Source organism: Pseudomonas sp. GW821-FHT01D09 (genome assembly GCF_059422465.1).
The window spans coordinates 558,641-573,631 of record NZ_JBWKWY010000001.1; the positions used below are offsets into that span (position 1 = coordinate 558,641).

At 55.7% G+C, this 14,991-nt stretch carries 10 protein-coding genes; all 10 read left to right on the forward strand.

Annotated features, from left to right (window positions below; translation table 11 throughout):
* Window positions 1–351 precede the first annotated feature (351 nt).
* Entirely contained in the window at window positions 352–1,152 is an 801-nt protein-coding gene (locus tag AC07W7_RS02535; RefSeq protein WP_495038582.1) for a M949_RS01915 family surface polysaccharide biosynthesis protein, read from the forward strand.
* Window positions 1,153–1,260: 108 nt separating this feature from the next.
* A complete protein-coding gene (locus tag AC07W7_RS02540; RefSeq protein WP_197881043.1) occupies window positions 1,261–2,175 on the forward strand; it encodes a site-specific integrase in 915 nt (304 codons plus the stop codon).
* 141 nt (window positions 2,176–2,316) lie between these two features.
* The gene (locus AC07W7_RS02545; protein ID WP_495038583.1) at window positions 2,317–2,859 is read left to right on the forward strand and encodes a fimbrial protein; all 543 of its coding nucleotides are present in this window, start codon (window positions 2,317–2,319) and stop codon (window positions 2,857–2,859) included.
* Window positions 2,860–2,958: 99 nt separating this feature from the next.
* A complete protein-coding gene (locus AC07W7_RS02550) occupies window positions 2,959–3,729 on the forward strand; it encodes a fimbria/pilus periplasmic chaperone (protein ID WP_099170662.1) in 771 nt (256 codons plus the stop codon).
* Window positions 3,730–3,853: 124 nt separating this feature from the next.
* Complete coding sequence (locus AC07W7_RS02555; RefSeq protein ID WP_495038584.1) at window positions 3,854–6,460, forward strand: fimbria/pilus outer membrane usher protein; 2,607 nt, start codon at window positions 3,854–3,856, stop codon at window positions 6,458–6,460.
* Between the two features lie 10 nt (window positions 6,461–6,470).
* Window positions 6,471–7,625, forward strand: a complete 1,155-nt coding sequence (locus AC07W7_RS02560; RefSeq protein WP_099170660.1) for a fimbrial protein — start codon at window positions 6,471–6,473, stop codon at window positions 7,623–7,625.
* A 140-nt stretch (window positions 7,626–7,765) separates the two neighbouring features.
* Window positions 7,766–8,983, forward strand: a complete 1,218-nt coding sequence (locus AC07W7_RS02565; RefSeq protein WP_076960963.1) for an EAL domain-containing response regulator — start codon at window positions 7,766–7,768, stop codon at window positions 8,981–8,983.
* A gap of 97 nt (window positions 8,984–9,080) precedes the next feature.
* Window positions 9,081–11,939, forward strand: a complete 2,859-nt coding sequence (locus tag AC07W7_RS02570) for a response regulator (RefSeq protein WP_495038585.1) — start codon at window positions 9,081–9,083, stop codon at window positions 11,937–11,939.
* 55 nt (window positions 11,940–11,994) lie between these two features.
* A complete protein-coding gene (locus AC07W7_RS02575) occupies window positions 11,995–14,289 on the forward strand; it encodes a hybrid sensor histidine kinase/response regulator (protein WP_495038586.1) in 2,295 nt (764 codons plus the stop codon).
* Complete coding sequence (locus tag AC07W7_RS02580; protein ID WP_186353216.1) at window positions 14,286–14,936, forward strand: response regulator; 651 nt, start codon at window positions 14,286–14,288, stop codon at window positions 14,934–14,936. Before AC07W7_RS02575 ends, AC07W7_RS02580 begins: the two co-directional genes overlap by 4 nt.
* The last annotated feature ends 55 nt before the right edge of the window (window positions 14,937–14,991 follow it).

The following is a 14,991-nucleotide window of genomic DNA, read 5'->3' on the forward strand; positions in this document are numbered from 1 at the left end:
CACCCTGAGTAAAGCCCATAACGGCCAAAGGTAAAGGATTATCAAGGAGTTAGTCATCAAAACACGACGCCCCCCAATGATTGCGGCCAAGGTTAAGCGTAAATTTGTCCAGCGAATATGAAAGGCAGATGAAAAACTCGTTTATTTGGTGGGCAGACAGCTAGTGTTCAGCTAGACAATAACGAGCGCAGACAAACGATAACGGTTTGCACCGTAGTCCTTATCTGTAAGTGTTTTGATGTGAACTCGGTGTGAATCAATCGGGTTTTCAATCCAGGGCGCCTGCAGAATCTTCTCTGCATCACCCGGCAAGTCCCGGTAAAATGAGCGATCTCTTGCCTGGGTAGTCGGATGAATAGCGTGCAGTTTTTACGCGGCCAGTTACGGCCGGCGTTGATGGTGGTGTGGATGACACTCGGGGCCGCCCATACCGCTGGGGCTGCCGGGGACGTCAGCCTGACGCCGCTGGCCCAGGTGCCTGCCGGGGTCGAGGTCCGGGGCCGGCAGGTGGCCGCCTATAGCTGGGATGACCGGCAAGGCCACAACCTGCTGGTACTCGCCGAGCAGGAAGCCGGCGAGCGCGATGACGACGGCACGCAATCGGCCTCGATCTATGCCGCCCAGTACCTGCTGGAGGGCGACCGCCCCAAGCGCCTGTGGATGCTGCATGACGATGTGCAGCGCTGCGAATTCGACGCTGGCCTGCATTTCGATAACGCTGCGACCCGCGTCACTGATCTGCTGGGTGACGGTCTGAGCCAGGTGACCGTGGGCTATTCGCGCACCTGCACCAGTGATGTCAGCCCCCGTGAATTCAAATTGATTATGCATATCGGCAAGGCGCACAAATACGGGCTACGTGGGGTCGACCGCCATGGCGCCAGTTGGTGGGACGAGGAAGCCGGCGCCCTGCGGGGTATGCCGCTGCCCACCGATTGCAGCGTTGCCGGGCAGCAGGCGTTGCTCAGCCAGTACCAGGAGCAGGGCACCGACCTGCCATTGCCCGGCTGCTACAACGACGAGCATGACTTCGCCAAGGCACCCGCCAAGCTGCTGGTGTTTATGCGCCAGCAGTGGTTTGCGCTGATGCAAAAACAGGACGCCGGCTGGAGCCAGCAACAAAGCCCGGCGCCCGCCGAGGATGAGCCCTAGTTTGGTAGGGTGCGCCGACCTGCGTTAGACTCGACGCTCGCCAAACCAATAAATACCGAGATTAAACATAGGCTTAGTCTCGATATTTAATCTCAAGGCTGCTCTATTTTGACCGAGATTTCCCGCAACCCCCTGACCCTGTATCTCGCGCGCCTGGCGCCCTCCAGCCAATTGACCATGCGCTACGTGCTGCAAGATGCCGCCGACCGCCTGGGTTTTGAAGAACTCAACCTCGAAGATATCGACTGGCACCTGCTGCAACCCGAACACGTGATGGCCCTGGTCGCCGTATTGCGCGAAGACGGGTACGCGCCCAATACCTCATCGCTGTACGTCAACGCCGTGCGCGGGGTGATGAACGAAGCCTGGCGCATCAGCTTGATCAGCCAGGAGCACCTGCTGAAAATGCGCTCGGTCAAGGCCACCGCCGGCACCCGCTTGAGCCAGGGGCGTAACCTGCGCCGCACCTTGATCCGCGAACTGATGGATGCCTGCGCCGCCGACCCCAGGCCACAGGGTTTGCGGGATGCGGCGGTGATCGGGATCCTGTATGGCTCGGGGATGCGCAAATCGGAGTCGGTCAACCTCGACCTGGCCCAGGTGGACTTTGCAGAGCGCAGCCTGCGGGTGATCGGCAAGGGCAACAAAGAGCTGGTCAAGTACGCCCCGGCCTGGGCGTTTGCCAAGTTGCAGGCATGGCTGGAATATCGCCGTGAACATTTGAAGGAAGGGGAGCAAGACGATAGCTTCCTGTTCAACCGCATCCGCCGGGGCAGCCACATCACCCGCGAACGCATCACCAAACATGCGATTTACTACATCGCCCGCCAGCGCGGCGAACAGGTGGGGGTAAAGATCATGCCCCATGACTTCCGGCGGTCGTTTATCACCCGGGTGATCGAGGAGCATGACCTGTCGATTGCACAGAAACTGGCGCACCACACCAATATCCAGACCACCGCCAGCTACGACGTGCGCGATGACAACGAGCGGCGGCGGGCGATTGATCGGTTTGATCTTTGACGTGTGCCTGGCTTTAAGATCAGTCGTGATAGCGGTGCTTGGGGCTCATTTTGAGAATCCTCTGATACTTACATCAGATTACTCCGACTAAATTGGCATCGTTGTCCACGAGGACACGATTCCTTTCAAGCGGAGCACATCATGAACACCTCAAACAGCCTTATCGCGTCGATTTTTGCCGTCAGCGCCATGGCCTTCCAGTTCGCATCGGCGACGCCAACCACAGGTACCATTACCTTCACGGGTGCACTCGTTGCGGATACCTGCCTCATCGGCGGTGGCAGCAATGACCTCAGCGTGTCCCTGCCATCAGTCCAGACAACCAGTTTGGCCGCAGCGGGCCAGACCGCCGGCGATACGCCTTTCAGCATTGTACTGAGCGGTTGCTCGCCTTCGGTTCCCGTGCGCGCTTTTTTCAGCTCTGCCAGCAGCGGCATTGATGGTGCCACCGGACGCCTGAAAAATACTGGCCTGGCTACCAACGTACAAGTCCAATTGCTCAACAGCGCGAGCGCGCCAATTGCACTCAATAATGCAACTGCCGCGGCCCAGGGCGACACGCTGAAAACCACCAATGCAACGGGTGCTGCCACGCTGACCTACACCGCTCGTTACTTCGCAAGCGATGCCACAGGTGCAGGCTCGGTGAACTCCAGTGTGATGTACGAGATTGTCTACAACTAAGGCTAAGGCCCCAACCAGACCGCGTTGTATCGACACGGATGATCGCGATTGTTGTCGCCGCGCTCATCCAGCTTTCTCAGGCGACATCAGTGACAGGTCATGAACATCAAAAGCAAATTTTACGTCGTTCTGGGTGCCAGCCTGCTAGCGCTGGGGCTGGTGGCCGGTTCTTCTGCGAATGCATCGGTGGTGATTGCTGGAACCCGGGTTATCTATAACGCACCAGAGCACGAAACCACGTTGAAAATCAGCAACAAAGGCCAGGAGCCAGCACTGATTCAGGCGTGGGTGGACAACGGCGAGGCGAATGCAGAACCGTCTGAAATCGATGTTCCCTTTACCGTGACGCCTCCACTGGCACGCCTTGATCCGCAAAAGAGCCAGACGTTACGCATTTTCTACACCGGTGAGGCACTGCCCAAGAATAAAGAGTCGGTCTTCTGGCTTAACGTTCTGGAGGTTCCACCCAGGCCGGCTGCAGATAAAGAGGATAAAAACCACCTTCAGCTTGCTATCCGTTCTCGGATCAAACTGTTTTTCCGGCCTGCCGACCTCAAGGGTGATGCCGCACACACTCCGGGCAGCATCACCTGGCGCTTGATTCGGGATGCCGGAGGCAGCGCCCTGGAAGCGCATAACCCCAGCGTATTTCACGCCTCGTTCGCCAGTCTTGAGGTCGGCAGTGGAGGCAAGACGGCCACGTTTGAGGAGGGTGGCATGCTCGCCCCCGGCGAAACGCGCAGCTTCCCGTTGAAAGGGCAGGTTAGCTCGGGTATCGACGCCAAGGTCCACTACCGCGCGATCAATGATTACGGCGGTATCACCGAGGGGGATGCCAGCTTGATCAGTACTGCCAGCCAGGCCAAGTGACAAGGGCCTCTTACCGTCACTGACTGCTGACTGACCCTTCCCAAGAACTCCAGGAATTGCTGAGCGATAGCTGCGTGTAGCGCTGCGACGGCTTTGCTGTTCCTGTCATTTCGGTAGTACTGCGATGCAAATCCGCGTGAGTCCTCGTTTGTCCCTTCGCCAAGGCTCGATCAGTCTTTTGATACTGCTTTGTGTCAGTGGCCTGGTGGCCGCCGAACCGGCAAATACAGCGAAAGAAGTCCAGTTCAGCGATGACTTTCTGCGCGCCGGGAAACAGGCGATCGATACCCGCCGTTTTAGCAAGGGCAATGTGGCTCCGCCGGGACAGTATCGGGTCGATTTGTACGTCAACAAGAGTTGGCTGGCGAAGACCGACATTACCCTGCGGGCAGTGGGCGAGGACAAGGGCGATGCACAACCGTGCTTCGACCGTGATTTGCTTGAGCGGATCCATGTCGATCTTGGCAAGCTCAGCCCACAAGCCAGCGCGCTTCTGGCCCAAGGGAGCACATGCGCCTGGTTACCGATGTTGATTCCAGATGCCACGGCAGTGTTTGACTTCGGTGAGCAAAGGCTCGATATCAGCGTGCCCCAGATCGCTATGAGTCGCAGTGCTCGCGGTTATGTCGACCCGCAGTTCTGGGATGAGGGCGTGACGGCAGCGCGCCTTGGTTACAACGCGAACCTGTATCGCAGTGATTCGGCGGGCACGTCATCGACACAAAGCTATGTGGGATTAAATAGCGGCGTGAACATGGGGGCCTGGCGTCTTCGTCATGATGGCAACTATAGCCAGAGCCCTTATCTGGGGGGCAAGTATCAAAGTATCCAGACCAATCTGCAGCGCTCGGTGGCACCGCTCGACAGCCAGTTGGTGATCGGTCAGGCCTATACCGATGGGTCCATGTTCGAGAGTGTGGGATTGCGGGGGGTGCAACTGGCGACCGATGATCGTATGCGTCCCGACTCTCAGCGTGGGTACGCACCGATCATTCACGGTATTGCCCGCAGCAACGCAGTGGTACAGATCCGCCAGAACGGCAATCTCATCTACGAAACCAACGTGGCCCCCGGCGCTTTTGAAATCAACGACCTATATCCCACCGGTTACGGGGGTGATCTTGAGGTCGTGGTGACTGAAGCCGACGGTAGCGTCCATCTATCCAAAGTACCGTATGCCGCCCCGGTAAACTCGGTTCGCGAGGGCGTCACACGCTACAGCTTGAGCAGTGGCAAGTATGACAATCCGGGCGTTGACGAGTCGCCTTGGCTGGTGCAAGGCACGCTTCAACACGGGTTTACCAACATGCTCACGGGCTATGGCGGTGTCAGGGCCGCAGAGGGCTATTCGGCGACGCTGGGCGGCATGGCGCTCAACACCCGTCTCGGTGCGTTCGGCGTGGACATCACACATGCCGTTGCCCAACTGTACAACCAACCTGGGCAGACAGGCCAAAGCGTACGTTTGAGCTACAGCAAGCTCCTGGCACCGACCAATACCAATATTGCTGTCGCCGCCTACCGCTATTCAAGCAGCGGTTACCTCGATTTTCAGGACGCCGTGATGCTCAACGATGCGCAACGCAAGGGTACGCCCCAGACCTGGGACTCGCTGATGCGCCGTCGCGGCCAAATGCAAGTCACTGTCAACCAGAGTCTGCCTGAGGGCTATGGCAACTTTTATGCTTCGGGTTCCAGCCAGGACTACTGGGATCGTAGCGGTCGCGATGTGCAATATCAGTTCGGCTACAACAACAACTACAAACAAGTGAGTTATAGCGTTTCGGCCTCCCGGCAGTTGGATATCACCCAGGATCGATGGGACAACACGCTGATGTTGACGATCGGTTTTACCCTTGGCTCCGGTGGGCACCCACTCTACTCGACAACGACCGTACAGAAGAGCTCTAGCGGTCATAGCAGCCTCCAGGAGGGGGTCAGTGGCACCTTGGGCAAGGACAACAATTTCAGTTACGGGATGAACGCCAGCCGTAGCGACAACCAGGGCGCCTCCGGCAGTACCAATATGGGAGGCAATGCCAGCTACATCTCTTCAATGGCTCGTGTCAGCGGCAGTGTCAGCCATAGCAGCGGCTACAGCCAGATGGGGGCCAGCCTGTCGGGAGGTGTGGTGGCTTATGACGGCGGTGTGGTGTTTACGCCAAGCCTGGGTGAGACCAGCGCCATCGTGGAAGCCGATGATGCCGTTGGTGCGCGCATCACCAACGCCAGCGGTTTACGCGTCGATCCATGGGGACATGCGGTGGTATCGGGCCTGACGCCTTATGCGCGAAACCAGGTGGAGATCGATCCGAAAGGCTTGCCCGTTAACGTAGAGATGAAGTCAACCATGGAGCAAGTGGCGCCGACCGCAGGGGCGGTGGTCAAGCTGAAATTTGAAACCGTCAATAGCGGTCGTGCGGTGTTCCTGCGCTTGACCACCGCGCAAGGCCAGTCGCTACCGTTCGGGGCGCAAGTGTTCGCGGCAGATGGCAGCACTATCGGGACGGTTGCGCAAGGCGGCCGCCTCATTGCACGAGGCCTGAAAACCGACAGCGGCGTGTTGAACGTCAAGTGGAGTGACGCGAGTCCGCACACCTGTCGAGTGGATTACCAATTGCCAGCACCGGTCAAGGGTGACGAGCCGAGCACTGTCGCCATCAGCGCGGTTTGCCAACCCATTGCCGCAGACAGCGGCACTGCGACGCCGGCTAGCCAATCGAATGAGTAACGGGAGAGTCATGCTTGTGCAAACCCTCAATATGAACCAGACCGCTGTCAGCTTGCCAAGCCCGGCACTGGCTATTCGCGCCCATCTTCAACGCTGGATCCTCGCGGTGTCGTTGATCCTCTGTTGCGGTATCGCACAGGCTTATCAGTGTGGAGGCGGCTATGCGCTGGACCCGACTGTTCCCGTCACGATCGGTGGCAATGTCATCACCTCGTCGGCGGATACGCCAGTCAACGGCTGGATCGGTGACTGGTCGGGGTACAACAAAACATTCCGAAACTGGTGGTGCTATGCCTCTACGGGCGATGTGTTACGACCACAGCTCAGGGGCACCGGGCAACTGGCTTCACCGTCCTCGCTGACCCTTGACGGGGTCACTTACAGCGTGTTCAAGACCGGGGTCAGCGGGCTTGGCATCGTATTTCAATGGCATCCGATCTACGGGACTGCCGATAGCTCGGGAAATTACACCGGTACGGTCTATGAGCCAGCCACTGATGTGCCGTTGACCAACACGTATAACAATTCAGCACCGGCCTGGAACTTCTCACTGGCGTACCAACAAACGGATATCGGCATTGCAATCAGTGCACGCTACGTCAAGATCGGCCCCATTGCCGCAGGAAGCACCCTCGTTGCGCAAAGCGCTGTGACCATTGGTACTACTACGATTCAATACAACGGGGCTGTATTCGGTACGAACAACATCACCTTGACCCAGCTCAAATCCACATTTCCAGTTCTTGGTTGTACACCCACGACCAACGTATCCGTGAATATGGGGGTCCATTCGGCATCAGAGTTTAAGGGCGTCGGCACGACTGTCGGAAAACGTAGCTTCACTCTCCCATTGAACGATTGCCCGGCGGGTATTGGCACGATCAGGTTCACTTTGCACCCGGTCAGTGGCAGCGTCGGGGACATCGCAAACGGTGTCGCACAGTTGACACCGGGGGCAGGGGCGGCCAGTGGGATCGGCTTGCAAATCACGACGACGCAAGCAGGGACCGTGGTCGGGTTTGAGATGAACTATCGCTTTTCCGGTTACACCGGGATGGCGGGTAATTATCAGATCGGACTGGACGCGGCCTATTACCAGACACAGGCCAATGTCACTGCGGGCACGGCCAACTCACTGATCGAGTTCACCATTGACTATCAGTAAAAGGCATATTGCGAACTGTCTCATTTTTACCCGTCAGACCAACGCTTAGGCTAAGGGCATGTCGATCGTGCATGCAGGACACAAGCAGGGCGCATGCAGGAATACTTAACCTGTAACGGGTAACCCACCGAGGGCAATGTATGAGTCAGTACGATGCATCGAACAGACACAGAGCAGAGTCAACCTCTGTACTTTTGGTCGAAGATCATGTTTTTCAGCGCGAATACGTGGCGCAACAATTGCGTACAGACATCGGCGTTGAGGTGGAGTGTGCTTCAAATGGCATTCAGGCCCTGGAGATGCTGAGGGTCAAGCGCTACGACTTGATTATCTGCGATCTGGCCATGCCCGACATGGACGGGATTGTATTTATCAAGCGCCTGGCGGAGCTGAACGAAAAGCCAGATCTTGTCGTGCTTTCGTCACAACCCGTCGCGCTTATTCAGTTGGTAGAGCGCCTGGCCAGCTCATTGGGTTTCAGGCAGTTGAGTGCATTGAGCAAACCGCTTGATACGGGCGAGCTCAGCGCTGCCATGCGTGGTTTCGATAGCACACGTAGCCTGTTGGCCGTGGCGTCGCCCGGCGCAGTCTCATCACCGATGCCCACTGACTCTGTGGACGTGCTGGAAGGGTTGATCGGCAAACAGTTTACCGCGTGGTATCAGCCGCAACATGATCTTGAGACCTCCAGGATCGTTGGGGTCGAGGTGCTGGCGCGTTGGAATCATCCTTCAAGAGGCATTCTGTTGCCCTCGGTATTCTTGAACACCATCATCTCGTCGGGCTGGATCAACCACCTTAACTCGATGCTGTTGGAAAAAGCCCTGAGGGCCCAGAGTGCCTGGCGCAAGATGGGCTGGCCGCTCACCTTGTCGTTTAACATTCCTGTTTCATTGCTCGCGGAGGAGTCGCTTCCCGAGCGTTTACTGGCGATTGTCGAACAGTGTGGAGGCGACCCGGCGACACTGATGCTGGAGTTGACCGAGACGACCGAGACCGACGACTACAGTGACTACCTTGCAGGGGCGGCACGCCTCAAATTAAAGGGCTTCAAGTTGTCTATTGACGATTATGGGACAGGGTACTCGTCGCTGTTGAATTTGATGTCGGTACCCTTCGACGAAATCAAGATAGATCGTGTATTTGTTCACGGTGCACATAAGAACCCTGTCACTCAGGCCGCCCTTGAAAGCAGCCTTTCCCTGGCTGAACGGTTAAATATAAAAGTGGTTGCAGAGGGCGTTGAAGACCCTCAGGACTTGGCGCTGCTTAAAAAACTGGGCTGCCGTACTGTGCAAGGTTATCTGTTTAGCAAACCCATGACGGCGTCGGCGCTGGAGCAGCGGTTGCTTGGTTGAATGGGGGAGGGGCGAAGCCTGCGGCCTCCTGTTTTTTTTGCTTGAGTTTAAGAATCCTCTCATTCTAGAGGTTTGGTTCGGCGAATAGTATTTCGCCATGATGAAGCATACTGAACGCCTTCCAGATAATTGGGTTTTACATCCGAAATTTGCTTATAAGCTGATTGGTTGCCTGGCGATTGCATTTATATTCGGGGTGCTGGGCGCTGTCGTCATGTATTTTTATGTTTCGGTGATATCCGAAGCCTCGGAGTACCGTAAGAATTTTAATAACGGTTACACTCAAAGCCGAGACTTCTTTGAACAAAATGAGCTTCTGCTTGCTGGGATGATCAAAAGCGTCAACTTTGTAAGCGGCTTGGCTGCTCCCGCTTCAAACCCGGGAAAAGAGCGATTTTATTTGCAGCCCTTGCCGGCGCCAGATAGCCATAATGGAATATTAAATCTGTCTGCGCAGATGCGTAAGGAGCTTCGCGAGTCGAATGTCAATATCATTTGCGTTGACATGGCCGCGGGCGTTGCACGCTATGTATTCAAATCCGATACAAGTAATAGCAATAAGCTAAAACAGATTTCTGAGCAACTTCAGGATGTTGACGGATCCAAACAATTGGAGAATGGGCTGCACGTATTTCAATTGGGGACCGGCAACGAGAAAAAGTCATATATCTTTGAACCGGTTTCATCGCGACTGATGCCGCATGCCTGGCTCGGAATAGAGGTGCCTCATGCGCGAGTTCAAAAATCAATAATGAGCGAAATGAACGCGGCGCCGCAGTTGGGTATCAAGTACATGATTCTGGATAAGAATGGGCGAATAATAAGTAGCGTTCCAGAACTGGACTTGGGCGACCATCGTACCATTGAGTTTCTGAATGCGATGAACAATAAGGGTGACGGTTTTGAAAGCTATGGCGCCCCTGTATTCAACGTATCATTGAAAAAAGAATTGGGCGGCGGGCAGCGCTGGGTTGTTTATTATGCAAGTTATAGTGACGTGTTGTGGCAGGTGCGTTATTCGGTGGTTTTCGGCTGTTTGGTTTTTATTGCTTCGTTGGGGTCGGCTTATATTGTCATGCGCTACATGCGCCGCGCAGTATTTCTTCCAGCACAAGAGCAGGCCGTGCAACTTATGGAGCGAGAGGCGTTCAACCGTACGATGTTGGAACTGGCCCCAGTCGGGATCTGCGTATTCAGCCGGGAAAGTGGAAAGTTATTGCTTCAGAGTGAAAAAGCCAAGGCAATGCTCGCATCGTATGTCGAAATGGGCGGGTGCCGTGCAAGCCTGCGTGAGTTCTTTATGAGTGTCCCGCTGAAAGGCGGTGAAACGTCCTATCGCACGGGTGTGACAACATTTACCCCTCATGAAAGTACCCAACGCTACATTCATGTTTCGTTGGCAGAGTTGCAATACAACGATCAGCCTGTTCTTTTCTGTTCATTTGTCGATGACAGCGAACGCAGACGTGCGGAATTGATGATGGCTGCCGCCAAAGAAGCCGCCGACGAGGCCAATGCGGCCAAATCTACGTTTCTGGCGATGATGAGTCATGAAATTCGTACTCCGTTGTATGGCGTGTTGGGCACACTGGAGTTGCTGGGAAACACGACGTTGCTACCGCAGCAGCGGGGTTATCTGGGCACCATCGAACACTCCTCCAGTAACCTGCGGCACATCATCGATGACATTCTGGACTTCTCCAAGATTGAGGCAAATCAGCTCGCCTTGGAGTTGGGGCAATTCAACCTGATTGAACTTGCACAGCATGTGGCCAGAAGTTTCGTATCGCTGGCACAAAAAAAAGGCGTGGAACTGTACTGCTGCTTGCAACCGGATTTACCGCTACTTGTTGGGGACCGCAACCGTCTGCAGCAAGTGCTGAGTAATCTGTTGAGTAACGCGGTGAAGTTCACCGACAGCGGCAAGATCGTCATTCGTATCGGTGGCGTTAAAAATGCGGCAGGCAGGTTCGATGTGCGGATACAGGTTTCGGACTCGGGCATTGGCATCGCAAAAGCGTCGCAGGCCAAGCTGTTTGAACCGTTTATCCAGGCTGACCATTCGACGGCCCGGCGTTTTGGGGGGACGGGGCTGGGGTTATCAATTTGTCGAAAACTCGTGGAGTTGATGGGGGGAGAAGTCAATCTGGTCAGCGAGTTGGGCCTGGGGAGCAGCTTTAGCTTGTTGCTTGATCTACCGATTGCCGGGACGCTGCAGCCGATCAGCCTGGCGGGACTGTCTACCGTCCAGGTATTGGCGGGTGCCAACGAACAACGTGAAACATTGCTCGCGCTCATCGAGCATGCCGGCGGCCGGGCGTACCCCCTGACGGGAGTCTTGCCCGCGTCAGCACACAACGACGTGTTGCTCGTGACCTGGCCGCACCGGCCTGAAATGACCTTCGCAAACAGATTTGCAGGTGTCGTCTGGCTTGACCCGCAAGGTGCGTCGATACCTGAATGGCGTGAAGACGGTTGGCATGTGAGCAGTCTGTGCCAACAGGGAATTGTGCAAGCCCTGCAACGGGCGGGCGGAAATGAACCCGGCGGGGTCCGGGCATCACCGGTCTTAGTGCCTGCGGTGCCCAAGACGTTGCACGTGCTGGCGGTTGAAGATCACCCCATCAACCAGCGGGTTCTGACCGAACAACTGCAGCAATTGGGCTGCCAGGTAACGATGACCTCGGATGGTCGTGAAGCTTTGCAGCGCTGGCAACGTGGTGAATCCTTCGATGTGGTCTTAACTGACGTGAACATGCCAGAACTGGATGGTTATCAGTTGACCCGGCGATTACGGGCAGAGGGAATAAAAGTGCCGATCGTCGGCGTGACAGCCAATGCCCAGACCGACGAAACAGAACGCTGCTTGCAGGCAGGTATGGACGGCTATCTGGCCAAGCCTGTTTCCCTGGCGGGGCTCAAGCAGGAACTCCTGCGAATTGGAGGGTTGCACTAGCAGGTGACTCACCGACGACACCAGAGAAAGGTGGTCTACGCCAAGAGTTTGAGCAATGTTTGATCAGGTCACACTCATTGAGGAGGGCGCAGTGAATTGGCTAGCCATTATTTTCTCGTCATGCGCGCTGGCGTTGGGGCTGGCGAGTGCCGTGTGGGCAGCAAGAAGAGCTCGGCGTCGAATACCTGTTTCGGAACAGCCAGACTCAATGAACATGCTTGAAGTGCGTGACCTGGTCCAGGTAGTGATGGATCGATCGCTGGTGGGGTTGTGCCTGCTGCGCAAGAGCGATGGTGAAGTACTGATTCAGAACGAGCTGTCTGGCGAGCTGATAACCGTTGATGTCGAGTACGAAGGGCGGCGCTGGGGGTTGCGCGACTATTTTTTGATGCTGTTTGACAAGGAGGTAACTGCAACCGATCTCCTTGAAATTGATGCCAAAAGGCCGGGCACCGGGTGCTCAGTGCGTATTCTGGCTCACCTGGTCGAGGTTAAGTATCACCACGAGCCGGCACTGTTTTGTTCGTTTGGCGATGACAATAAGCGCAGGAATGCGGAGTTGATGCTGGCCTCGGCCAAAGACGCCGCCGATGAGGCAAGCTTGGCTAAATCAACCTTCCTGGCGATGATGAGTCATGAAATTCGCACCCCTTTGTACGGCGTCTTGGGCACGCTGGAGCTACTGGCAAACACTACGCTGCTACCACAGCAGCGAGGCTACCTCAGCACCATTGAACATTCCTCCAGTAACCTGCTGAATATCATCGATGACATTCTGGACTTCTCCAGGATTGAAGCGAATCAGCTGACTCTGGAGCTTGCACCGTTCAATCTTGTTGAGTTGGCTGAGGGTGTGGCGAGGAGCTTCGTCTCTTTGGCGCAAAAAAAAGGGGTGGCGTTATATTGCTGTCTACAACCGGATCTACCGCTGCTCACAGGGGATCGTAACCGTCTGCAGCAAGTGCTGAGTAATCTGTTGAGTAACGCGGTGAAGTTCACTGACAGCGGCAAGATCGTCATACGGATCGAAGGCACTGAAAATACGGCTGGCCAACTCGATGTGCGGATCCAGGTCTCGGATTCGGGTATTGGCATCCGTAATACCTTGCAGGCCAAGCTGTTTGAACCGTTTATCCAGGCTGATAATTCCACGGCCCGGCGTTTTGGGGGGACGGGGCTGGGGTTGTCGATTTGCCGCAAGCTGATGGAGTTGATGGGCGGGAAAATAGAACTGGTCAGCGAGCTGGGCCTGGGCAGCAGCTTTACCTTATTGCTTGAGCTTGCGATTGCCGAAAAGCTGCAACCGACCAGCCTGGCAGGGCTGCCTATCGTCCACGTGTCTGCGGGCGCCAACGAGCAACTTGAAACATTGCTTGCGCTAGTCAAGCATGCCGACGGCCAGGCGCAGCTCCTTACCGAAACCCTACCGGACTCAGCACACCACGACCTGTTGTTGGTGACCTGGCCGCACCGACCAGAAACAGCTTTGGACAACCGGTTTGCAGGCATTGTCTGGCTTGAACCGCAAGGTGCGCCAACACCGGAATGGCATGAAGACGGTTGGCATGTGAGCAGTATGTGCCAGCACGGAATTCTGCAAGCCTTGCAACGGGCGGCCAGAAAGGAGCCCGGCGGGGTCCGGGCATCACCGGTCTTAGTGCCTGCGGTGCTCAAGACGTTGCACGTGTTGGCGGTTGAAGATCATCCCATCAACCAATTGGTACTGACCGAACAACTGCAGCAACTGGGCTACCAGGTCACGATGGTCTCGGATGGTCGTGAAGCCTTGCAACGCTGGCACCGTGGTGAGCACTTCGACATCGTGGTGACTGACGTGAACATGCCAGAACTGGATGGCTACCAGTTGACCCGGCGGCTACGGGCAGAAGGGGTCAACGTACCTATTGTCGGGGTGACCGCCAATGCCCAGACCGAGGAAGGAGAGCGCTGCTTACAGGCGGGCATGGATGATTATCTGGTCAAACCGGTTTCACTCGCGGCACTACGAGAGGCATTGCAAGCCGTTGGCGTTTCAATTGCAGGGGGCTCAAAGGCCAATGTGATGGCAAAACTGGACGAGATCAAACCGGCCATGCGCGATTTGTTTGTTTCAACAACCAGGCACGATTGGGCGGCTATGATGAACTCACTGTCAGAGGGTAATGCCACGGCAGTCACTCAGTATGCCCATCGCATCAAGGGCGCCCTGGTGACGATCGGCGCTATGGACGCGGCAGAGTTTTGTTCGCACCTTGAAGAGATCGCCGCTTCTGGTCACCTGTCCCGGGTTGACCCGTGCCTGGGTCGTTTGAAGGAGTATTTGGATCCTATATTGGAGGCGTCATCATGACCCTTAAAGTGGTTCTGGCAGACGATCATCCAATTGTTTTGTTCGGGGTTCGTATGGCCCTTGAAAATGAACCCGGCATTGAAGTCTCAGGGGAGGCGCAAGACTCGACTGCCTTGGTCGAGTTGATGGACAAAGTAAAGCCCGATGTTTTGATCAGTGATTTTTACATGCCTGGCGGTAAACATGGAGACGGGTTGACGTTGGTTTCGTTTGTCAAGCGGCGCTATCCAGACGTCAAATTGATCATTCTTACCATGATGACCAATCCATCAATATTGGACAATATCGTTACTGCCGGGGCAGAGGGTGTACTGCTCAAGAGTAGCGGACACGATAACCTTGTTGATGCGATTCGGGCTGTTGTCCAAGGCAGAAAGTACATAGGTGCTGCGGTCCAGGCCCTGCTAAATGAAGTCAAGGTCAACAACTTGAATTCGCGTGGGGACGGGGGGCAAAAGGCACTGTCGAGTAAAGAGTCGGAGGTCATGCGGCTATTCGTGAACGGGCACACGGTTTCTGAAATCGCCAATATGCTCAATCGAAGTGTGAAAACCATCAGCCATCAAAAAATATCAGCTCAGCAAAAACTGGGGGTTGCCAATGACAAGGAGTTATACGAGTACGCGTTACGAAACGGCCTGCTTTGATAGCCATCTGGATGAACGATGAAATTAAAAGCAGGGTGGGACGTATTTAAGGTTT

Excerpts from the sequence above, each read along its gene's own strand:
- AC07W7_RS02545 (WP_495038583.1), top strand. The coding sequence starts at position 2,317 with ATGAACACCTCAAACAGCCTTATCGCGTCGATTTTTGCCGTCAGCGCC.
- AC07W7_RS02555 (WP_495038584.1), top strand. The coding sequence starts at position 3,854 with ATGCAAATCCGCGTGAGTCCTCGTTTGTCCCTTCGCCAAGGCTCGATC.
- AC07W7_RS02560 (WP_099170660.1), top strand. The coding sequence starts at position 6,471 with ATGCTTGTGCAAACCCTCAATATGAACCAGACCGCTGTCAGCTTGCCA.
- AC07W7_RS02575 (WP_495038586.1), top strand. The coding sequence starts at position 11,995 with ATGTTTGATCAGGTCACACTCATTGAGGAGGGCGCAGTGAATTGGCTA.
- AC07W7_RS02535 (WP_495038582.1), top strand. The coding sequence starts at position 352 with ATGAATAGCGTGCAGTTTTTACGCGGCCAGTTACGGCCGGCGTTGATG.
- AC07W7_RS02565 (WP_076960963.1), top strand. The coding sequence starts at position 7,766 with ATGAGTCAGTACGATGCATCGAACAGACACAGAGCAGAGTCAACCTCT.
- AC07W7_RS02550 (WP_099170662.1), top strand. The coding sequence starts at position 2,959 with ATGAACATCAAAAGCAAATTTTACGTCGTTCTGGGTGCCAGCCTGCTA.
- AC07W7_RS02570 (WP_495038585.1), top strand. The coding sequence starts at position 9,081 with ATGATGAAGCATACTGAACGCCTTCCAGATAATTGGGTTTTACATCCG.
- AC07W7_RS02580 (WP_186353216.1), top strand. The coding sequence starts at position 14,286 with ATGACCCTTAAAGTGGTTCTGGCAGACGATCATCCAATTGTTTTGTTC.